The organism is Saliphagus sp. LR7 (assembly GCF_003344565.1).
GTDB lineage: Archaea > Halobacteriota > Halobacteria > Halobacteriales > Natrialbaceae > Saliphagus > Saliphagus infecundisoli.
In genome coordinates, this window is the sequence record NZ_QPND01000011.1 from 17,462 (window position 1) to 37,553 (window position 20,092).

Below are 20,092 nucleotides of genomic sequence, written 5' to 3' on the forward strand. Positions count from 1 at the left end.
CCCCGCGTGCTACGGCAGGTATGGACGAGGGGCCACGCCACCGCTTAGACGAACTGATCGAGCGCTCCGATCCCGACTTCCGGACCGTGATGAGCTGCGTCTTCGGGATCGAGGACCACGAGACCCGGACCTACTTCGCCCTGCTGGACCGGCCGGGGAGCACCGTCGAGGAGCTTTCGGCCGCCCTCGAACGCGACCGGAGCACGGTTAACCGGTCGCTTTCGACGCTCACCGAACGCGGGCTCGTCCGTCGGGACCGCCGGCTCCTCGACGGCGGCGGCTACGTCTACCAGTACACGGCGATCGCGCTCCCCGAGGCAAAGGCGATGCTCCACGATGCCCTCGAGACGTGGACCGACTCGGTCCACGGCGTCATCGACGGCTTCGACGGCGACCGTCCCTGACCCGACCCCTTTTTCCCTCCTGGCTCCCTCCCGCCGGACAATGGCTCTCGACCTCTCGGCCGAACGGCCGGCACCGCCCGACGAGGCGACCGACGGCGCCTGGCTCGAGTGCATCGCCTGTGGCGACTCCTATCCGCCGTTCGCGGACGTGCGCTACACCTGTGACTGCGGCGGTCTGCTCGAGGTCCAATACGCCTCCCTCCCCACCTTCGCGGACTTCTCGGGAACCGGCGTCTGGCGCTACGAGTCGGCCCTCCCGCTTTCGTCGGGAGTCACTACACAGGAGGGCGCGACGCCGCTCTACGAAGTCCCGCGACTCGAGGAGGAGGTCGGAGTCGAGACCCTCCGAATCAAACACGAGGGGATGAATCCGACGGGAAGCTTCAAGGACCGCGGAATGACCGTCGGGGTCGCGGTGGCACGGGAACTCGGCGTCGGACGCCTCGCGTGTGCCTCGACGGGGAACACGAGCGCCGCGCTCGCGGCCTACGGCTCGCGGGCGGGGATGGAGACGCTCGTTTTGCTGCCCGCGGGGAAGGTCGCCGCGGGGAAGGTCGCCCAGGCCGCCCTCCACGGCGCGCGCATCCTCGAAGTGGACGGCAACTTCGACGCCTGCCTCGACGTCGTCAAGGAACTCGCCGAGCGCGGCGAGGCCTACCTGCTGAACTCGCTGAACCCCTTCCGGCTCGAGGGCCAGAAGACGATCGGGCTCGAGATAATGGAGGCCTTCGAGGCCGACTATGGCGCCTTCCCGGACCGGATCGTTCTCCCGGTGGGCAACGCGGGAAACACCGCGGCGCTCTACAAGGCGTTCCGGGAACTGCTCCAGGCAGGCGCGATCGACCGCGAGGACGTTCCCAAGCTCACTGGCGTCCAGGCTGAGGGCGCGGCGCCGATGGTCGAAGCGATCGAGGCGGGCGCGGACGAGGTGCAGCGCTGGGAGACGGTCGAGACCCGCGCGACGGCGATCCGGATCGGGAACCCCGTGAACGCGCCGAAAGCCCTCCCCGGAATCCGCGAGACCGGCGGGACCGCCGTCGCCGTCAGCGACGAGCAGATCACGGATGCCCAGCGCGACCTCGCGCGCGAGGGCGTCGGTGTCGAACCCGCCTCCGCCGCGAGCCTCGCGGGCCTGCGAAAACTCCGCGGGCAGGGCGTCGTGGGCGACGACGAGCGCGTCGCCTGCCTGACGACGGGCCACCTGCTGAAGGATCCCGACGCCGCAGCCGCCGCGGGAGCGGATCCCGAGCCGGTTCCGGCGGACACCGACGGCGTGCTTTCCCATCTGGTCGGCGATCGGTAGAGAGAGAGAGAGTCCGCGGGCTGACCGCGGAATCAATCGCGGAACGGGGGAACGAGATCAAAGGCCATCCCGGCCAGGAGGAGTCCGAAAGCGAGGAGGGCACCCGAGAACGCGATCCCGGCGCCCGACGACGAGACGAAGACGCCCCGCATCCCGCTCCCGAGAAACAGGAGCGCGAGCACCAGCAGGAAGAGGGTTCCCGCGACGTCGAGCATCGCGCCTCTGACCGCGTTTCGGACGACGGCATCGAGTTCGTCCCGATCGACGACGGTCGTCCCGCCGTCCGTCGCGGTCTCTCCCTCGCCATTCATACGCACGGATTCTCGTCAGGGTTGATCAAAGTTACTGTACGTTTGACGTGATCGGTATACGCTCCGTCCGAAACGGGTTCTTTTCAACCCCGCCGGACGAACCGCCGCCATGACCCTCGTCGCGTTCGACTTCGACGGCACGCTTTCTGACTCCGAGATGACCGTCCTGCTCGGCGAACGGATCGACGAACTGAACCCCGACAGCGAACAGCCGGTCGCCGAGGAGATGGACGCGATCACCGCCCGCGCGATGAACGACGAGATCGGCTACGCCGAGAGCCTCCGCGAGCGCGCGGGCCTGCTCTCGGGGCTCTCCCTTTCGGACGCCAAGGCCGCCTTCGACCGGGTGGCGCTCCGGCCGGGAAGCGCCGACCTGATCGCCGCCTTGAACGCCGCTGGCGTCACGACCGCGATCCTCACCGGAGGGTTCCAGCGCGGGGTCGAAGCCGCTCTCGAGCACGAGGGCGTCACGGTCGATCACGTGATCGCGAACCGACTGCCGGCCGCCGACGGCGAGCTCACGGGCGAGGTCGGGGGACCGCTCGTCGAGGGAACGAAGGACACGGCTCTGGAGAACCTCGCGGAAACCGAGGGCGTCGGGATGGAGGAGACGGTTGCGGTCGGCGACGGCGCGAACGACCTCCCGATGCTCGAGGTCGCCGGTCTCGCGGTCGGCTTCGAGCCCAAGCCCGCCGTCGAACCCGCCTGCGACGTCGTCGTCTCCTCGATGGCGGAGTTACGGGAGGTCCTCGCGGAGGAGGACGTGCTCGTAGCCGTGGAGTGAGGTGTCGCGGCCTCCGTGGCCCGTACGCCACTCCGGATGGAACGTCGCTGGTCGGAGCTGTGAGTCGGGTGGGAGCCCTAAAAGCCAGTGACTCGCGAGCGTCTCAAATAAGTGAAGTCGTCGGTCAGTGTCGCTTCCGCGACAGTGAACGAGAAATTACTCGCGGACGACGTTCGTCGCGCGAGGGCCTTTGGGGGCCTGTTCGATGTCGAACTCGATCTCAGTTCCCTCTTCGAGGTCCGGACCGCCAACGTCTTCCATGTGGAAGAACACGTCGTCGTCCGCGTCGTCAGTCTCGATGAAACCGTAACCGCCCGTGTCGTTGAAGAAATCAACCGTTCCGTTTGCCATTGCAACCAATCGTAGCCCCGGTGTACGGATAACCCTTGCGAGGGTCGTGGTACCGCGACCGCCGGGGTGAGTAGAGCGGGTCAGCCGTTCAGTGTGAGGTACCGGACCTCGACGATCCGGTCGTCGCCCTCGAGTTCCTCGCGTGCGGCGTCGGGGACGTCGCCATCGACGTTGTAGACCGTAAGTGCCTCGCCGCCGATCGTCTCGCGGGCGTTGAACATCCCCGCGATGTTGACGCCGTGGGTTCCCATGACGGTGCCGATGAGGCCGATGACGCCGGGTTCGTCGGTGTTTCGGGTGACGACCATCTTCCCGTGGGGGATCGCGTCGACGCGGTAGCCGTCGATCCGGACGATCCGGGGGTCCTCGCCGGCGAAGAGAGTGCCGTCGACGGCGACCTCGCGTTCGCCGTCGCTGACGGTCACCGAGATCAGGCTCTGGAAGTCCTCGGCCTGGCGCGTCTTCGACTCGGTGACGTCCACCCCTCGATCGTCGGCGATCCCCGGCGCGTTGACGGCGTTGACCTGCCACTCGAGGGGGTCGAAGACGCCCTTCAGCGCCGAGGCGGTGACGAACTCGAGGTCCTCGTCGGCGATCTCGCCCTCGTAGGTGACCTCGACCGCCTCGATCCGGCCGTCGAGCAGTTGGGTCGCGATCATGCCAGCGGTCTCTGCGATCTCGATGTACGGTGCGAGCCGCGGGAAGGCGGTCTCGTCGATCGAGGGGGCGTTCAGGGCGTTGGCGACCGGTTCGCCCGCGAGGGCGGCGACGACCTGGCGGGCCGTCGAGGTCGCGACGTTCTCCTGGGCGGCCTCCGTCGAGGCGCCCAGGTGGGGCGTGACGATAACGTCCTCGACGTACAACAGGGGAGAGTCCTCGGGAAGGGGCTCCTCGGTGAAGACGTCGAGGGCCGCGCCAGCGACGGTACCGTCGTCTACTTTCGCCGCGAGGGCGTCCTCGTCGATGACGCCGCCGCGCGAACAGTTGATGACGTACCCTCCTTCGAGCTTCTCGAGTTCGGCCTCGCCGATGAGGTCCTCCGTCTCGGGGGTGAGGGGGGTGTGCATCGAGAGGAAGTCCGCGCGCTCGAGGCAGTCCTCGAGTTCGACGAGTTCGGCGCCGATGCGCTCGGCGCGTTCGGCGGAGATGTAGGGGTCGAAGGCGACGACGTCCATCCCCAAGGAGTCGAGTTTCTTGGCGACCTCCTGGCCGACCCGGCCGAAGCCGACGACGCCCAGGGTCTTGCCCTTTAACTCCCGACCCATGTAGTCGCCTTTCGCCCACTCGCCGGTCTTGAGTCGGGTGTGGGCCTGGGGGATCGACCGGGCGACGGCAAAGGCCATCGCGACCGTGTGTTCTGCGGCCGCCCGGACATTGCCCTCCGGCGCGTTTGCGACGATCACGCCCCGGTCGGTTGCGGCATCGTGGTCGATGTTGTCCGTCCCGATCCCCGCGCGTCCGACGATGACGAGTTCCTCGGCGGACTCGAGGAGGTCGGCGGTGACCTCGGTGCCCGACCGAACGATCAGCGCGTGGGCGTCGGAAACGGCCTCGTGGAGTCGCTCGCCCTCGAGGTCGTACCCCGTCTGTACGTCGTGGCCCGCATCGCGGAGGACGGCCAGCCCCGCCTCGGCGATGGGGTCCGTGACCAGGACCTTCATGCGCGAGTCACTCGTGCCGAGCGGGTAAACGCTTCCGTTGCCTGCAGAAAGTGGCTCTATGGGCCTCGGTATCACTGCTCTCTCCGCTCCCCGGAATCCACCCTCGAACGCACCCGTTCCGAATTCCCCCACTGACCCCCGCCGGTTCGAAACGGTGTTTGGATGATATTCCTAATATCAGTATATATGTTTCCGGTTTCCACATAATCACGTTTATATTGTGTGGGAGGGTGCGGCCGTACAGGAAGATGTGCACAAACAGGGTGCAACTCGGGAAATCAGTGGACGATAGTGAACAATCAGGAAACGATGGTGGCGATCTCTCGTCGTGTTCGGAACCGACGTTGTCCGAAGTGCCCGTCGAGCCACCGGCGTCTACCCCGGGAGGTGACCGGCCGTGATCGCCGGCAAGTGGAAGAACCTCCTGCTGGCGACGGCGATGTTCAACCTCGGGTTCGTGATCTGGTTTTCCTTCGCGCCCTTTACCGGCGGCATCGCAGAGGAGTTCGGCCTCTCGGTCGCAGAGTTGGGAATCGTCTCGAGTGCCGCGGTCATTGCCGTCCCGCTCGGGCGGATCGTCATCGGCCCGCTGACCGATAAGTTCGGCGCGCCGGTGACCGCCGGGGCCACGATGGTAACCGTTGGGGTGTTCTGTATCATCAGCGCCTACGCGACGACCTACGAGGTCTTTACCGCCTCGCGAATCGTCGCCTCGCTGGCGGGGATCACCTTCGTCATCGGCATCCAGCACGTCTCCGAGTGGTTCGAGGAGGAGGAACTCGGCACCGCCGAGGGGATCTTCGCGGGCATCGGCAACGCCGGCGCGGGGATCGGCGCCTACTTCACCCTCCCGCGGATCTTCGGCGAGGGCTACGCCGGTCCCCTCTTTGCGACCAACTGGCGGGCCGCCTTCTTCTACACCGGCGTGCTCGCGATCGTTTTGGGCGTCGTCTACTTCCTCTTCGGCGACGCTGCAAAGAGCACGAAGAAGCGCGAGGCGACCAAGGCCGGCGTGACGCCCCAGCAGTGGCTCTACATCGCCACCCGCTACGGCGCCGTCGTGCTTTCGGTCGCCTACGTGATGACCTTCGGGCTCGAGCTGGCGATGAACGGCTGGCTCGGCACCTACTACCGGGAGGCCTTCGGCGAGGGCGACCTCGTGATCGCGGCGACGTTCGCGGCGACGTTCTCGATCGCCGCCGGGCTCCTCCGGCCAATCGGAGGCTACGTCAGCGACCGCGTCGCCCGCGACGAGATCGAGCTCCTGCCGTGGTTCGACGGGCGCTACCGCGAGCAGTGGACGTTCGCGACGCTGGTCTTCGTCGTCTGTGCGATGGTCGGGATGACCGCCGCCGGCCTGACCGGCAACATCTACGTCGCGGTCGTCGCGGGCTTTTTCGTCGGGATGGGCTGTGCGTTCTCCGAGGGCGCGATCTTCGCGCAGGTGCCCGCGATGTTCCCCGATAGCTCGGGGTCGGTCGCCGGCGTCGTCGGCGGGATCGGCTCCTCGGGCGGCTCGATCTACCCGCTGGTGTTCTCGGCGGCCTTCCTCCCGAACCTCCACCTGGGATACGCCGTCGTCGCGGGCACGATGGTCCCCATCCTCGTCCTCGCGGCGTGGGTATTCCAGCCCCACGTCGCCGAACAGGCGACGACCGGCGGTTGGCTCGTCGAGAAGCCGCCCGCGGCCGACGCCAGCGAGGGAACCCCTGCCGGCGACTGAGACGGAACCCGACGGCCTTTTCTCCCTCCCCCCGTAGACGCCGACGATGACCGTAGTCACCCTCGGTCCCGAAGGGACCTACTCCCATCGTGCGGCCCGGACGGTCGGCGACGACGTCGACTTTCGCCAGTCGGTGACGGCGATCGTCGAACACGTCGCCGGAAGCACCGACGGCCGCGGGGTGATCCCCATCGAGAACAGCATCGAGGGCAGCGTCACCGAGAGCCTGGACGCCCTCGCGGAGTACGACGTCGCCGTCGTCCGCGAGATCGTTACCCCGATCAGACACGCGTTGCTCGCCCAGGGACCCACCTTCGAGACGGTCGCGAGCCACTCACAGGCGCTCGCACAGTGTCGCAACTACCTTGAACGGGAGTACCCTGACGTCGCCCTCGAGGCCGTCGCGAGCACGGCCCAAGGGGTCGAACGCGCTCGCGAGGATTCCTCGGTCGCGGGGATCGGCCACCCCGACAACGCGGGCGGGGATCTCCAGGTCCTCGCCGAGGACATCCAGGACCAGTCCTCGAACGCGACCCGGTTTTTCGTCCTCGCGCCCGCCGCCGCACGCTCGACGGGCGGCGGGAAGACCTCGCTGGTCGTCTACCCCGACGCGAACTACCCCGGACTCCTGCTCGAACTGCTCGAGCCCTTCGCCGAGCGCGACGTCAACCTCACCAGAGTCGAGTCACGCCCGAGCGGCGAGCGTCTCGGCGACTACGTCTTCCACATCGACGTCGCCGCGGGGCTCTACGAGGCCCGTACGCAGGCCGCGATCGAGGACGTAGAGGCGATCGTACGCGAGGGGTGGGTCCGGCGGCTCGGCTCCTACGACATCGAGCACGTCGTCGAGTGATAGGGGCGGTTCCAAGTCAGTGCACCATCGATCGCAACACGGGACTGCGATCGAACGGGACACCGTTGTAACCGACCCTATGAGCCGGGGTCGGCCCGGGTGGCAGGAGCCTCGAGAGCAGGAAGGGGTTGCGTTTATCCTCCCCGATCCCGTACTCGCCTCCATGGGACGGAACCCGTTCGACGAGGTCGAGGAACTGTTGAACCGCCTCAGCAGACAGGTCGAGGAGGGGATGGCACGGGGCTCGGGCTTTCCGTCGCCCGGCTCGGTCGCGGTCGACGTCGCCGACCACGATGACGAGTACGTCGTCACCGCCGACCTCCCCGGCTACGAGATCGACGACATCGATCTCCGGCTCGCCGAGGGCACCCTCCGGATCGAGGCCGACCGCGAGGACCGCCGGGAGTACGAGGCCGATGTCGGCATCGGGAGCGACGACGGGAAAGACGAGGGCACGGAGATCACGACGGCCGACGACGAGCCCACCCACTACATCCGACGCGAGCGGACCCGCCAGTCCGTGAGCCGGCGGCTCCGGCTCCCGGAGCCGGTAGACGAGGAGGGAGTCTCGGCGTCGTACGCAAATGGCGTGCTGACGGTAACCCTGCCGAAGCTCTCGCCGGGCGGGGACTCCCGGCGGATCGACATCGACTGAGGTCCCGGATTTATCAGCGTCGCCGTTGCCCCGAGCCGATGAGCCCCTCGAGCGAGGACGAAGCCGGGGACTCGACCGGCCCGCGGCGAGGGAGGCATGACGCCGGTCGTTCGCCGCCTAATCCATCGCCATGTAGGTCTGGGTCCGCTCGACGCCTCGAATTCCCTGGATCTCGGTCGCCGCGATCCCCTTTATCTCCGCGGGGGTCTCGACGCTGGCTTTCGCGATGATGTCCACGTCGCCCGCGACGATGTGGGCCGACTCGACGCCCTCGATGCTCTCGATGGACTCACGGAGCCGGTCGGCCTCGCCCGTGTTCGCTTTCACCATGACGAAGGCGGTGACCATCAGCGGACACCCCCCTCGACGGCGGCCCGTCTCTCCGGTTCGCCGACGAGGATCTGGCGGACGTCGCTCAACACCGCGAAGTCCGCGAGGACGACGAGGCGGTCGCCCTCCTCTAGGGACTCGTCGGGGCTGGGAATCCCCAGTTCGCCGTCGCGTTTGCCGAACGCGAGGAGGGTTGCGTCGGCCGGAAGCTGGAGTTCGCTGATCGTATACCCCCGGACGGGCGCCTCGGCGGTGATCGTGAGCTCGACGACCTGGAGATTCTGGGCGATGTCGGCGATCGCCCGGATCGTCCCGCCCAGTAAGGCGTTCTTCGCACCCATCGCGCCCAGGCGTTCGGGGTAGATCACCTCGTCTACCTCGTCGGCGTACTTCCGGTAGATCTCCTCGCGGTAGTCCTCGTCGATGCGCATGATCGTTCGGCAGCCGTAGTGGTCGGCGATCATACACGCGGCGAAGTTGACGTTCAGATCGCCGGTGAGCGCGCCGACGGCGTCGGCGTCCTCGATCCCCGCTTCCACCAGGACTTCCTCGCGAGCGCCGTCGCCGGCGACGACCGTAAAGCCCTGCTCGGCCGCCCGGTCTGCCCGGTCGCCGGCCCGCTCGATCAGGGTGACCTCGTGGCCTTCCTCCCGGAGAACCCGGGCCGTCCGGAGCCCGACCCGTCCCGCACCGACGATGACGAACCGCATTGTCATGGACCCACATACGATCCCACCCGTCAATAAGGTTGCCCCGCTGGCGGCACGAGATCGGGCAAAGGCTTTAGTCATGTGGGGAAGTACCACACCGAGAGATGGTCCACGCGTTCATCATGGTCAAGACCGAGGCCGGGGAGTCCGAAGGGCTCCTCGAGGACATTCGTGGGGTCGGAGCGGTCGAGGGAGCCCACATCGTCGCCGGCAACTACGACGTCATCGCGGAGGTCGAGGCCGCGGAGGTCTACGACGTCCTCGAGACCGTCTCCTCTAAGATCCAGGGGATCGGTGGCGTGACGGACACGAAGACCTACATCGCGATGGACTGACCTCCGACGGACTGCCGTACGTCCGTGCCGACGAGCTCGCAAGTCGCGTATTTTCGTCGGAAACCCGGACAGCAGACAGTACCGACACCGAAAAGAGCGTCGGGCCGATAGGGGTAGTATGGTGTCGTTCGCCGCCGGGATCGGACTGCTGGTCATGATGGCCGTCCATACGGTGATTGCAGCCGTCGCGACCCGCTTCTTCCGGATCCGCCTCGAGAGCACGTGGGGGCCGGCCGTCTACACCGTCCTTCTGGTTCCCGTCGCCCTCGTCGCGTCGACGCTGTTTCTCTCCGGCACTCTCGGGATCGGCGCCGATCTCGGCTCGACGGGGATGGCGCTCATGCTCATGGTGGTGGCGCCGCTGGCGCTTGGCTACACGATCGACGTCTTCTGGATGCCCCATCCCGACGAAGTCGAACTCCCCGAACGGGCCGACGGCTAATCACGCAGGACGTCCGCGAGGACGCGTTCGACGGAATCGAGCACTTCCTCGGGCGAGCGGGAGGCGTCGACCTCGACGAACCGCTCGGGTTCGGCGTCGATCAGCCGGCGGTAGTTCTCCCGGACGTCGGCGAGGTAGGCCGCGTGCTCGAACTTGTTCGTCGCGCCCGCCCGAGCGGCGGCGGTCTCGGGGTCGAGATCGAGGTAGATCGTCAGATCCGGCTCGGTCGTGAAGGCGCTGTGTACGCCCCGGACGTACTCCATCGGCCGCTCGAGGTGGCCCTGGAGGGTCGCACCCTGGTAGGCGTACCGGGAATCAACGTACCGATCCGAGATCACGAGATGGCCAGCGTCGAGTGCGGGCTCGATCACCCGCGAGAGGTGATCGGCGTGGTCGGCGGTGTAGAGGAAGAGTTCGGCCAGCGGGTCCGCCTCGGGATCGCCGATCGAGCGGGCGACCGCCTCGCCGTACCAGGAGTCGGTCGGCTCGCGGGTGAACGTGGCGTCGGGATAGGTGTCGTGTAAGGCCTCCCAGACCGTCGTCTTCCCGCTGCCGTCGATCCCCTCGAGCGTGACGAGCATGCCCGGCAGTCGTCTCCGCCGAGGTATGACGGCTTCGTTCCCGCTTCCGTCGCCCACGGTTCGAGACGGGTCCGGAACCCGGCGAAAGGACTATGTAATTTCATAACGAACTTTTCACTCGTGCGAAAGTACGCGATCACCGCCGCCGTGCTGGCCGGCTCGCTCGTGTTGTTCGTTCCCCTCACGGTCGCCGCGCTCCTGGGTGCACTCGAGACGATCGGGGAACTGTTCGGACTCGAGCCTGCCACGGGCGGTGCCGTCACGCTTTTGGCGGTGGCCCTGGGCTACGTCACCGCGATGGAGATCGCCCGCGTCCGCCTCCACGGGTTCGACGAACTCGACCGGGGATCGTGGCCCCGGCGGATCGCCCGCCACGCAGTCCTGGCGGCCGTCTCCCTCGCCGCAGGCGTCGTCCTCGCGGACCTCCTCGTCGAGGGAGTCGCGGTCGGGATCGGGAACGGCCAGCCGGTGGTCGCGGCCGGCGCGGCGGCGAGTCTGGTGGCCCTGGCCTGGGTCACCGTCCGCTCACTGCGGGCGTTCCGCGGCGGAGTCCGTCGGCCCGCGCGGCCGCAGTGAGCCGACCCCGACGCATGTAGCCACTCCCTTATTTATCCGTGGCGACCTATTTCCGGGTATGAAGGTCCTGGTCGCGGGCGGAACTGGATTCATCGGCTCGAGCCTCTGTCGGGAACTCCACGAGCGGGGCCACGAGGTGACCGCACTCTCGCGAAATCCCGACGACGGCGACCTGCCCGAGGGTATCGAGGTCGCGATGGGCGACGTCACCGCCTACGACTCGATCGCGCCCGCCGTCTCCGGCCAGGAGGCGGTGATCAACCTCGTCTCGCTGTCGCCGCTGTTCAAGACGCCGTCGGGGACCTCCCACGAGGAGGTCCACCTCGGCGGGACCGAGAACCTGCTCCGGGCCGCGGAGGAGGGCGGCGTCTCCCGATTCGTCCAGATCAGCGGCCTCGGCGTCGATCCAAACGCCGACACGGGCTACCTCCGGGCGAAAGGGAGGGCAGAGGAGGTCGTCCAGGACTCCGACCTCGAGTGGGTGATCTTCCGGCCGTCGGTGGTCTTCGGCGACGGCGCCGAGTTCGTCCCCTTCACGAAGCTGGTGACGACGCCGTACGTGACCGGGCTCCCCGGCGGCGGCTCGACCCGTTTTCAGCCGATCTGGGTCGAGGACCTCGTGCCGATGATCGCCGATTCGCTCGAGGGCGAAGAACACCCCGGCAAGACCTACGAGATCGGCGGCCCCGACCGCCTGACGCTCGCCGAGGTGACGAGGCTCGTCTACCGGTCCGAAGGAAAACCCGTGCGGATCGTTCCGGTACCGATGGCGATGGCCAAGATCGGGCTCACGGCGGCGGGACCGATCCCCGTGGTCCCCCTCGGCCCCGATCAGGCGCGCTCCCTGGAGATCGACAACGTCGTCGACGACAACGACGTCGACGTCTTCGGCTACGAGGAGGGCGATCTCACCACCTTCCGGTCGTATCTCGGGCTCGAGCCCGGACGCCAGCGGGCACGAGCCTGATAGGGTCGGTTACAACGATCTACCGTTCGATCGTAGTACCGTGGTGCGATCGACGGTGCACTGACTTGGAGCCGACCCTATGAAAGGGGTCCCGACGCGTTTTTGGCGCCCCCCGACCAACGCCGGGAGCGATGGCGCCCCCCCACGTGATCGTCCCCTTTTCGGGAGCCGACCCGAAGACTCGACTCGAGCCCCTGCTCTCGGCGGCAGAGCGCGGGCGGCTCGCCCGTGCGATGCTGTCGGACGTGCTCGCGGCCGTCTCCGGTGCGGGCGCGGAGTCGACCGTGCTCGCAACCGAACCCGTCGACGCCGACCTCGCCGAGCGGGTGATCGTCGACGAGCGCCCGCTTTCGGCGGCCGTCAACGCCCGCCTCGAGAGCGAGGGGCCGGTCGCGGTCGTGATGGCCGACCTCGCGCTCGCCACTCCTGAGGCCCTGGAGGGGCTGTTCGCCACGGACGGAGAGGTGGTCGTCGCGCCCGGGAGAGGTGGCGGAACGAACGCCCTGGTCGTCCGCCACTCCGACTTTCGCGTCGACTACCACGGGGTCTCCTATCTCGACCACCGCGAGCGCGCCCGCGAGGTCGGCGCAGTGGTCGAAACGGTCGACTCATTCCGGCTCGCGACCGACGTCGACGAACCCGAGGACGTCGTCGAGGTGCTGGTTCACGGCGACGGCGAGAGCCGGGACGCCCTCGAGGGGATGGGCTTCGAGATCGCCGTCCGGGACGGGCGTGTGGGGGTCGCCCGCCGGTGAGTTCAAACACTTATGTGCTCGCCCGCGCCAGGTCAAGGTGATGATCCCCGGCGCGGCGGAGTACGGCGTCGACGTGACGATCGAGGAGGCCGACGTCGACCGGCTGTTGGCGGTCGGCCCCGAGGACGTTTCGCCGGCAGCCGAACTCTCGTTCGCCCGGAACGTCTTCGTCCCGCTGACGACCGCCTGCCGGTACACCTGTACGTACTGTACGTACTTCGATCCGCCCGGCGAGGCCTCCCTCCTTTCGACCGCGGAGGTCCGGGAGATCTGCCGGGAGGGCGCCGACGCGGGCTGTACGGAGGCGCTGTTCACGTTCGGCGATGACCCCGACGACCGTTACACCGAAATTCACGACCAACTGGCTGAGTGGGGCCACGACTCGATCCACACGTACCTCCGCGAGGTCTGTGAAGTGGCTCTCGAAGAGGGGCTGCTCCCCCACGCGAACCCGGGCGACCAGACCGAAGCGCAGATGGCCGAAGTCGCCGACCTGAACGCGAGCATGGGCGTGATGCTCGAGACGACCGCCGAGGTCGGCGCTCACGCCGGACCCCGGAAGAAAGAGCCGGGCCAGCGACTGCGGACGATCGAGACCGCGGGCGAACTCGGGGTCCCCTTCACCACCGGGATCCTGGTCGGGATCGGCGACTCCTGGGAAGACCGCGCCGAGAGCCTGCTCGCGATCCGGGCGATGCACGAGCGATACGATCACGTCCAGGAGGTAATCGTCCAACCCGTCGTCGACAACGAGCGGTGGTCGGGGGGAACCCCCGACCTGGAGACGATGCGGCGGGTGACCGCGATGGCACGCCATGCCCTCCCCGATGAGATCTCGGTGCAAGTCCCCCCGAACCTGGCACCCGCACGCGATCTCGTCGACTGCGGGATCGACGACTTGGGCGGGGTCTCCCCGATCACCGACGACCACATCAACCCGGACTACAAGTGGCCCGCCCTCCGGGAACTCGAGGCGATCGCCGAGGAGGCCGGCGTCCCGCTATGCGAACGCCTGCCGGTCTACGAGCGCTTTCTCCCCACGGAACTGCGAACGGAGGGGTTCGACGGCCGCGTCGCCGACGGCGACTGGCTCTCGGGGCCGATTCGGGCAGTGCTGGCGGCCGACGACGCGGCCGGGCAGCGGTATCGTTCGGTGCTCGCGGGCGAGGGCTACTGAGCGGCCGGACCACGCGTCGGGTTCTCAATCCGCGAGGCGCCGGTAGGCCGCCTCGGCGAGGGCAGGGAACGCGAGCGTCGCCAGGGCCGCGAGAACGGCCGCGAACGCGATCGCGGCCGGCGGCGAGCCGACGGCGCCGGCGAGCGCGAGGCTCCCGGCAACCGTGACGGCGAGGGCGGCGTTGTAGTACGCTATGCGGAGGGCGACGAGCGCCGGAGTGATCGAGACCCACCCCGGGACCGTCGTCGCGAGCGGCGTGACCCATCCGCCCCGGATCGCCGCGACCGTCGCGGTCATCGAGAGCCAGGCGACGAGCGTCGCGGTCCGGACGCCGAACGCAGCGGTCCCCGCCGCGAGGAAGACGAGGAGAACGCCGGGTAGCGAGAAGACCGAGACGTCGGCGAACGCGTAGGTCAGGTCGTGGAGGTAACGGCTCGTCCCGCGCTTCTCGACGCGGGCCAGTCGCCCGTAGCCGTACCAGGTCCGGCGCTCTGGCGAGCGGGCAGCCTCGGCCTCCCGACCCGGCGGGCTCTCCATGGGAACAGGTTGGTTCCACCGGGTCTTAGGTGACTCGGGAGCGCTCTCGGTCTGCGCCGCCCGACGCCGGCGGACCGTCGCCCTCGCCGTTCTCCTCGAGGCACCGATGGAACGCCGATCGGGGATCGGCGGGTGGCTATGACATCCTCCCCGGCGTTCACGCCGGGGTTTCCCCAACCGTACGCTTGGGGCCGGGCCGGCCGTTCCACCGTCGCAAGAGTGGTGGTCAGAACAGACCCGTCCAACGGGGGCAACTTCCCTCTCAAAGAGAGGTACCGGGTATGTGCTCGGTACGTGAGCCCCGTGAAGGGTGTGGCGGGTTCGGCGTCCCGACAGGGACGCGGTATCTCCTTGCACAACGTCCGACGCTGCATCGGACGACGCCGACCGCCTCGCGGTGGTCGGCGACACGGGCCGTGCCATCGGCCTGCCTGTCCTTTCTGCCACGGTGGACAGGCTCGCACGCCGGAGGGGCCACTTTGGTTCAGCCGTCACCACATCTCGCTGTTTCAGAGGCAGTGGTTCTGTCAGCACCTCGGGCGCGTCTGTCGGCTCAGCCGACAGATCCCTGCGGTGCGTTTCGGCGGGAAGTGCCCCAACCAAACTTCCGGTTGAAAGTTTCGGCGATTGAGTTACCGCAATAACCGACTCCGGTGGGCCTAACTTTTGCGGTTTTGTCGTTGAGTGACGCGAGTCACGCCCGTGAGCAAACCGAAGGTTTGCGATGCCCATCAGAACGCGTGCGTTCTGAGGACGGCCGTAAACGGCGGGACTCTCTCGCTGAATTAGGTAGCGGAAGGTCGCGTACCAGGAGAAGGGGTTCGCGAGGTTCTCGGCGGTGAGCCGGCGAAACCCCTCGGTCCGGGGGAAGTCCATCCGCTCGACGAGCGTATCGGAGGGGACGACTACGACGAACGCGTCGTAGCGGTCGAACGGGATCGAGAACAGTCGGGAAAACCGATCTCTCGGGGAAAATCAGGCCGCAACCTCTTCGGCGGCGAACGTTTCTCGAAGGGTGTCCTCGTCCTCGGGCGAGAGGTTCGTCCGGATCACTTCGGGGTCGTACGGCGCGAGATCCTCGACCAGTCGGTCCTCGGAGATGTCGTGTGCGAGCATGAACAGCGCGGAGTGGCCGGGTTCGATCGTCTCTGACACCTCGTCGATGAACTCGTCGTCGATACCGACGTCGGCAAACTTGCCGGAAAGCGCACCGCTTGCCGCGCCGACGGCGAGACCGAGCCACGGCATCCAGAAGATGAACCCGATCAGCAATCCCCAGAACGCACCGCCGAGTGCACCCGCTCCGACCAGACTGCTCGCCTGTTTTACCTTCACGTGGCCGTCCTCGTCCCGGACGACGACTGCGGCATCGTCGAGCTGTACCAACTCCTGTTTCTGGAGGTCGTAGAGTTCGTCACGGACGGTTTTCGCGCCGTCCATGGAATCGAACGCGAGTACGATGAGCTCTTTCATCTGCAAGGCTTGCACATCTAGAAGAGTGATAAATCCTTCACACGACCGCCTATAATACAGTTCAGGTGGAACCACGGCGACGAGTGGCAGTCGCGAGCCACTGACCGAACAGGTCTCGGGTCGGCCGTTAGATGCCTCCACGAACCGGTCACTGGCGGTCTCGAGCGCGCTTCCTCGAGACGAACCACGCGAAAACCTGGGACAGCAGCCGTATGGACGATGCCAGTGGCTGTTCGGCGAATCCCGTCGCGCTCGGGCCGATATGACTGTGATTACTTATTCGTGAACGGGTCGTCCGGTCGCCATGCGACTCGTACAGGTTCTGATTCCGAACGGAAACCGCGAGTCGGTATTGAGTGCGTTGGACGACCACGGGATCGATTATGCCGTCTTCGACGAGACCGGTCGAGGCGAGTTCGAAGCGCTGGTCCAGTTTCCGGTTCCACCGACCGGCGTCGAGCCAATCCTCCACGACCTCCGGCACGCAGGCATCAGTGAGAACGCGTACACGATCGTCATCCCGACTCGAACCGTCGTCTCGCAACGACTTCACGCCCTTCAGGCCCTCTATCCAGGAACCCGTCTCTCTCGGGAGGAACTCCGTGCAAACGCCCTGGAACTCGCTCCGGCGATCTCGACGTACTTCGCCTTTATCGTGTTGAGTACGCTCATCGCCACGACCGGATTGTTACTCGACTCGGCAGCCACGATCATCGGCGCGATGGTCGTTGCACCGCTGATGGGGCCGGCGATCACTGCAAGCGTCGGGAGCGTCCTCAACGAGCCCGACCTCGCAGGCAGAGGTGTTACCCTCCAAGTTACCGGCCTCCTGCTGGCGATCGGTGTCGCCGCGGTGCTCGGGGCAGTGCTTCGGGGGACGGTGCTCGTTCCGCCGGGGATCGATATCCGGACGATTCCCCAGGTCGCCGAACGGACGAGCCCGAACTTCCTCTCGCTGTTTCTCGCGTTTGGCTCGGGGATCGCCGGTGCGATCAGCGTCTCGCGGGGGTCGGGATCGACCTTGGTTGGCGTCGCCATCGCAGTCGCGCTCATCCCACCCGCAGCAACGGCAGGACTGGGTCTCGCTTGGGGATATCTGGGGGTCGCCGGGGCCGCGTCGGTGCTGGTGCTGGTCAACCTCCTCTCGATCAATCTCTCGGCGTTGGTGGTTTTCTGGCTCAGCGGCTACCGACCCGAACGGGCTGAACACCACACGACCGCGTTCACCTCGGTTCGAAAGCGTGCCACGGTACTCGTCGTCGCGCTCGTCGTGCTTTCCGCCGTGCTCGGAGTCGTTACGCTTGCATCGTACCAGACGACGACGTTCGACCATCAGGCAACCACCGAGACGGAGCGCTTTTTCGACGGCCCGGACCGGTCGGCGTACGTACTCGATTCGGTACGGATAACCTACGAGCCACACGACCTCCTCGTCGGCACGAAACCGGCCGTCACCGTCGTGGTCGGACAAGCCGAGCCTGCAGCTGCACCTCCCGACTTTGCAGACCGCCTCGAACGGGACATCGAGGAGGCGACCGGGGAGGATGTGGCCGTACGGGTCGAGTTCGTCGTCACTCAGGAAACCGAGCCGCTTCCGCCGACGGAGGTCGGCCGTTTCCACCGTCCCGACGGAGAGATCGGTCCAAGCACAACCCGAAGGGTCACCGAATCCCCGGCGGGACAACCGAGGGAGCGGAGGACCGTTCCACGAGCGGGACGTCATCGGTTCGTCCTGCACGGAGAAACGGTAAACGACCCGTGAGTGTCACCGGTACCACACCCGCGTATTATCGGTCCTCGGAGCGAAACTACTCCAGACGGACACGCCCCAGGCGTGTTCTCTCCGCATGACGTCCTCCCCTGAACGACTCCGGCCGTCCGAACACGAGGGAGCGAGAGATCCGAGCGAGACTCGTCCTTGCGGTTCCGAACCCCACGAAACGGCTCCCGAACGGCAACCGAAACGGGCAGGAACGACCATCGCAGGCAGGTCCCATCGCGGGCACCTCCGCTGGCAGGAAGCACGGATCGAGCAGTCGGAGGAACCCGAGCGATGAGTTGGCTCGAGATCCTCCCCCTCGTGTTCGTGATGGTTGCGGGGCCACAGATCCTCACCCCGATCTTCCTCGCGACGACCGAGCACTGGCGCGCAAACTCCGCCGCGTACGTCGCCGGTGCATCGCTCTCGATCACCCTCGTCGTCACGCTCGCATACGTGTTCGGTGTTGGCGCAGTCGGTCAGGACGCGTCGAATACGACCCTCAGCGCGATCATCCTGGGCGTGCTCTTGCTCGCAATGGGACACACCTACCGGACCAGAAACGAGTCGGAGCCACCACGATGGATGGGGAAACTGGGAGCCGCAACGCCGCGGTTTTCGTTCAGACTGGGGTTTCTCCTCCTCGGATTCTTCCCGACCGACGTTCTCACGTCGGCCGCCGTCGGCTCCTATCTCGCAGCGAACGACGCGCCGTGGGCGGACGCAGTCCCCTTTGTTCTGCTGACGCTGTTCGTCCTTGCTCTCCCGTCGCTCGTCCTGGTCGGGTTCGGCGAGCGCGCGGAATCGTTCCTTCCGAAGGCGCGAGACTGGATGAACGAGAACTCGTGGATCGTAAACGAGGTGGTGATCGTGTTTTTCATCGGACTGGCCCTCAACAACCTCCTGGGCTGATACCGCTGACCGTCCCTGGCTGACGGTTCTCGATGCCCGCCCCGCCAAGAACCGTGACCCACCGCGTTGCCATCCGTCTCTTCGTTCGAGAGCAGCCCCTACCCGGACCGGACGTCGCCACGGACGCCGTTCCCACGGACTGGGAATCCGCCGTTCGTTCATGCCCCCGCTTGAAAGAGAACAGCACACGATCAGAGGCACACCGCACTCTGGCGCCACCACCTTCCATGACCGAGACACGCGTGACGACCGAGACACGAGAGTCAACACGACACGGGACGGAAACGACGTCCTCGAGCCGATCGCAGACGAGATGTCCCGAGTGTGATGGACGGATCGCCTACGACGAGGAACACGGCGAACGAGCCTGTGAGGAGTGTGGCTTGATCCTCGAGGAGGACGAGATCGATCGTGGTCCAGAGTGGCGGTCTTTCGATGGCGCCGACGGCGAGGATCGAAGCCGTGTGGGCGCCCCGGCCTCCGAGCTCATGCACGACAGGGGACTCAGTACGACGATCGGGTGGCAGGACAAGGACGCGTACGGGAACTCCCTCTCGTCGCGAAAGCGCGCGCAGATACAGCGGTTACGAACGTGGGACGAACGCTTTCGGACGAAAGACGCCCAGGAACGGAACCTGCGGCAGGCGTTCGGAGAGATCGAGCGGATGGCCTCGGCGCTCGGTCTTCCCCAGTCGTGTCGCGAAACGGCGAGCGTCCTCTACCGGCGTGCCGTCGACGAGGAGTTGCTCCCGGGCCGATCGATCGAGGCGATGACGACTGCCAGCCTGTATGCAGCCGCCAGGCAACATGACACCCCACGCACGTTGGATACCGTCGCGTCCGTCAGCCGGGTGGACAGACTCCCGATCCAGCGAGGATATCGGTACCTCGCTACGGAGCTCGGCCTCGAGATGAAACCGGCGGATCCCACACAGTACCTCCGCCAGTACGCCTCGAAACTCGACGTAAGCGACGAGGCCGAGCGTGTCGCACGGGAGATCCTCGACACCGCGAAGGCTCGCGGCGCCCACAGCGGGAAAAGCCCCGCCGGGATCGCCGCCGCTGCAATCTACGCCGCTGCACGCCTGACGAACGAGCGACTTACACAGGAGACGGTCAGTGAAGTCTCGAGCGTGAGCGAAGTCACGGTTCGAAACCGTTACCAGGAACTCCTCGAGATCTACGGGGAACACGGTGATGATGGATGAATCAGAGGGACCTAGATGTCGCCGTTCCCCACGCGCTGGGCGAGAGCACGCCGACTCACGTGCTGAATCTCGCCGAGCGGCTCGGGGAACATCCCGTCGCGATCGACCACGCCTGTGCTCGCCTGCATGGAAACGGATATATCGAGTCGACCACGCGTGGAACGTACGACATCACTGATCGCGGACAGCGGCGACTCGGCGGACCAGTGGCCGATGTGGAACGGTAGGTCGCCGTGTACGGGTCCGATCGCCACACCAGTGGACGCTCCTTGCGCGACGGTCCGC

At 66.8% G+C, this 20,092-nt stretch carries 24 protein-coding genes; 16 read left to right on the top strand and 8 right to left on the bottom strand.

From position 1 onward, the window contains the following. The first annotated feature begins 20 nt into the window (after positions 1-20). Together DVH23_RS14805 and thrC are read left to right on the top strand one after the other, a co-directional pair. Positions 21-404: a helix-turn-helix domain-containing protein gene (locus tag DVH23_RS14805; protein WP_114578208.1), complete on the top strand. Its 384-nt coding sequence runs from the start codon at positions 21-23 to the stop codon at positions 402-404. Positions 405-444: 40 nt separating this feature from the next. Then, positions 445-1,707: a threonine synthase gene (thrC, locus tag DVH23_RS14810; protein ID WP_114578209.1), complete on the top strand. Its 1,263-nt coding sequence runs from the start codon at positions 445-447 to the stop codon at positions 1,705-1,707. A 32-nt stretch (positions 1,708-1,739) separates the two neighbouring features. Here thrC and DVH23_RS14815 read toward each other — a convergent pair whose 3' ends face one another. Further along, positions 1,740-2,018 (bottom strand): hypothetical protein, encoded by a 279-nt coding sequence (locus tag DVH23_RS14815; protein ID WP_114578210.1) that lies wholly within the window; start codon positions 2,016-2,018, stop codon positions 1,740-1,742. 109 nt (positions 2,019-2,127) lie between these two features. On the opposite strand from DVH23_RS14815, the gene serB reads away from it, so the two are divergent. Continuing rightward, positions 2,128-2,802, top strand: coding sequence for a phosphoserine phosphatase SerB (serB, locus tag DVH23_RS14820; RefSeq protein WP_114578211.1), 675 nt, complete (start codon positions 2,128-2,130; stop codon positions 2,800-2,802). Positions 2,803-2,958: 156 nt separating this feature from the next. Here serB and DVH23_RS14825 read toward each other — a convergent pair whose 3' ends face one another. After that, the gene (locus DVH23_RS14825; protein ID WP_114578212.1) at positions 2,959-3,153 is read right to left on the bottom strand and encodes a cold-shock protein; all 195 of its coding nucleotides are present in this window, start codon (positions 3,151-3,153) and stop codon (positions 2,959-2,961) included. Positions 3,154-3,233: 80 nt separating this feature from the next. Continuing rightward, entirely contained in the window at positions 3,234-4,814 is a 1,581-nt protein-coding gene (gene serA, locus DVH23_RS14830) for a phosphoglycerate dehydrogenase (RefSeq protein WP_114578213.1), read from the bottom strand. Positions 4,815-5,211: 397 nt separating this feature from the next. On the opposite strand from serA, the gene DVH23_RS14835 reads away from it, so the two are divergent. The 3 genes from DVH23_RS14835 (at position 5,212) to DVH23_RS14845 (ending at position 8,045) form a co-directional block, all read left to right on the top strand. After that, the gene (locus DVH23_RS14835; RefSeq protein WP_114578214.1) at positions 5,212-6,537 is read left to right on the top strand and encodes an MFS transporter; all 1,326 of its coding nucleotides are present in this window, start codon (positions 5,212-5,214) and stop codon (positions 6,535-6,537) included. 46 nt (positions 6,538-6,583) lie between these two features. Next, complete coding sequence (gene pheA, locus DVH23_RS14840; RefSeq protein WP_114578215.1) at positions 6,584-7,390, top strand: prephenate dehydratase; 807 nt, start codon at positions 6,584-6,586, stop codon at positions 7,388-7,390. A 163-nt stretch (positions 7,391-7,553) separates the two neighbouring features. Continuing rightward, positions 7,554-8,045, top strand: coding sequence for an Hsp20/alpha crystallin family protein (locus DVH23_RS14845; protein ID WP_114578216.1), 492 nt, complete (start codon positions 7,554-7,556; stop codon positions 8,043-8,045). Positions 8,046-8,162: 117 nt separating this feature from the next. Here the strand turns inward: DVH23_RS14845 and DVH23_RS14850 are convergent, their stop codons facing one another. Continuing rightward, a complete protein-coding gene (locus DVH23_RS14850; RefSeq protein ID WP_114578217.1) occupies positions 8,163-8,393 on the bottom strand; it encodes an Lrp/AsnC family transcriptional regulator in 231 nt (76 codons plus the stop codon). Further along, on the bottom strand, positions 8,393-9,085 hold the full coding sequence (locus DVH23_RS14855; protein WP_114578218.1) for a TrkA family potassium uptake protein: 693 nt from the start codon (positions 9,083-9,085) through the stop codon (positions 8,393-8,395). Before DVH23_RS14855 ends, DVH23_RS14850 begins: the two co-directional genes overlap by 1 nt. A 104-nt stretch (positions 9,086-9,189) precedes the next feature. Between DVH23_RS14855 and DVH23_RS14860 the strand changes: the two genes are divergently transcribed. Continuing rightward, entirely contained in the window at positions 9,190-9,420 is a 231-nt protein-coding gene (locus DVH23_RS14860) for an Lrp/AsnC ligand binding domain-containing protein (protein WP_114578219.1), read from the top strand. Positions 9,421-9,538: 118 nt separating this feature from the next. Next, positions 9,539-9,862 (top strand): hypothetical protein, encoded by a 324-nt coding sequence (locus DVH23_RS14865; protein ID WP_114578220.1) that lies wholly within the window; start codon positions 9,539-9,541, stop codon positions 9,860-9,862. On the opposite strand, the gene tmk is transcribed toward DVH23_RS14865, so the two are convergent. Continuing rightward, positions 9,859-10,443 carry a dTMP kinase gene (tmk, locus tag DVH23_RS14870; protein ID WP_114578221.1) on the bottom strand — a complete coding sequence of 195 codons (585 nt, stop codon included), beginning with the start codon at positions 10,441-10,443 and terminating at the stop codon, positions 9,859-9,861. The two genes, DVH23_RS14865 and tmk, sit on opposite strands and share 4 nt — an antisense overlap. Positions 10,444-10,563: 120 nt before the next feature. Between tmk and DVH23_RS14875 the strand changes: the two genes are divergently transcribed. From DVH23_RS14875 to cofG, 4 genes are all read left to right on the top strand, one after another. After that, complete coding sequence (locus DVH23_RS14875; protein ID WP_114578222.1) at positions 10,564-11,019, top strand: hypothetical protein; 456 nt, start codon at positions 10,564-10,566, stop codon at positions 11,017-11,019. 58 nt (positions 11,020-11,077) lie between these two features. Continuing rightward, entirely contained in the window at positions 11,078-11,986 is a 909-nt protein-coding gene (locus DVH23_RS14880) for a complex I NDUFA9 subunit family protein (protein WP_114578223.1), read from the top strand. A gap of 131 nt (positions 11,987-12,117) precedes the next feature. Beyond that, positions 12,118-12,741 carry a 2-phospho-L-lactate guanylyltransferase gene (gene cofC, locus DVH23_RS14885; protein ID WP_114578224.1) on the top strand — a complete coding sequence of 208 codons (624 nt, stop codon included), beginning with the start codon at positions 12,118-12,120 and terminating at the stop codon, positions 12,739-12,741. A gap of 40 nt (positions 12,742-12,781) precedes the next feature. Continuing rightward, positions 12,782-13,918 carry a 7,8-didemethyl-8-hydroxy-5-deazariboflavin synthase subunit CofG gene (gene cofG, locus DVH23_RS14890; protein WP_114578225.1) on the top strand — a complete coding sequence of 379 codons (1,137 nt, stop codon included), beginning with the start codon at positions 12,782-12,784 and terminating at the stop codon, positions 13,916-13,918. Positions 13,919-13,942: 24 nt separating this feature from the next. Here the strand turns inward: cofG and DVH23_RS14895 are convergent, their stop codons facing one another. Next, complete coding sequence (locus tag DVH23_RS14895; RefSeq protein ID WP_114578226.1) at positions 13,943-14,455, bottom strand: hypothetical protein; 513 nt, start codon at positions 14,453-14,455, stop codon at positions 13,943-13,945. Here DVH23_RS14895 and DVH23_RS23600 point away from each other — a divergent pair. Further along, positions 14,454-14,597, top strand: coding sequence for a hypothetical protein (locus DVH23_RS23600; protein ID WP_157972409.1), 144 nt, complete (start codon positions 14,454-14,456; stop codon positions 14,595-14,597). The genes DVH23_RS14895 and DVH23_RS23600 overlap by 2 nt on opposite strands. Before the next feature lie 833 nt (positions 14,598-15,430). On the opposite strand, the gene DVH23_RS14900 is transcribed toward DVH23_RS23600, so the two are convergent. After that, complete coding sequence (locus DVH23_RS14900; protein WP_114578227.1) at positions 15,431-15,928, bottom strand: DUF1269 domain-containing protein; 498 nt, start codon at positions 15,926-15,928, stop codon at positions 15,431-15,433. Between the two features lie 304 nt (positions 15,929-16,232). On the opposite strand from DVH23_RS14900, the gene DVH23_RS14905 reads away from it, so the two are divergent. From DVH23_RS14905 to DVH23_RS14915, 3 genes are all read left to right on the top strand, one after another. After that, on the top strand, positions 16,233-17,690 hold the full coding sequence (locus DVH23_RS14905) for a TIGR00341 family protein (RefSeq protein WP_114578228.1): 1,458 nt from the start codon (positions 16,233-16,235) through the stop codon (positions 17,688-17,690). Positions 17,691-17,981: 291 nt separating this feature from the next. Next, positions 17,982-18,599, top strand: a complete 618-nt coding sequence (locus DVH23_RS14910) for a GAP family protein (protein ID WP_114578229.1) — start codon at positions 17,982-17,984, stop codon at positions 18,597-18,599. Between the two features lie 227 nt (positions 18,600-18,826). After that, entirely contained in the window at positions 18,827-19,807 is a 981-nt protein-coding gene (locus DVH23_RS14915; protein WP_114578230.1) for a transcription initiation factor IIB family protein, read from the top strand. Positions 19,808-20,092: the final 285 nt, after the last annotated feature.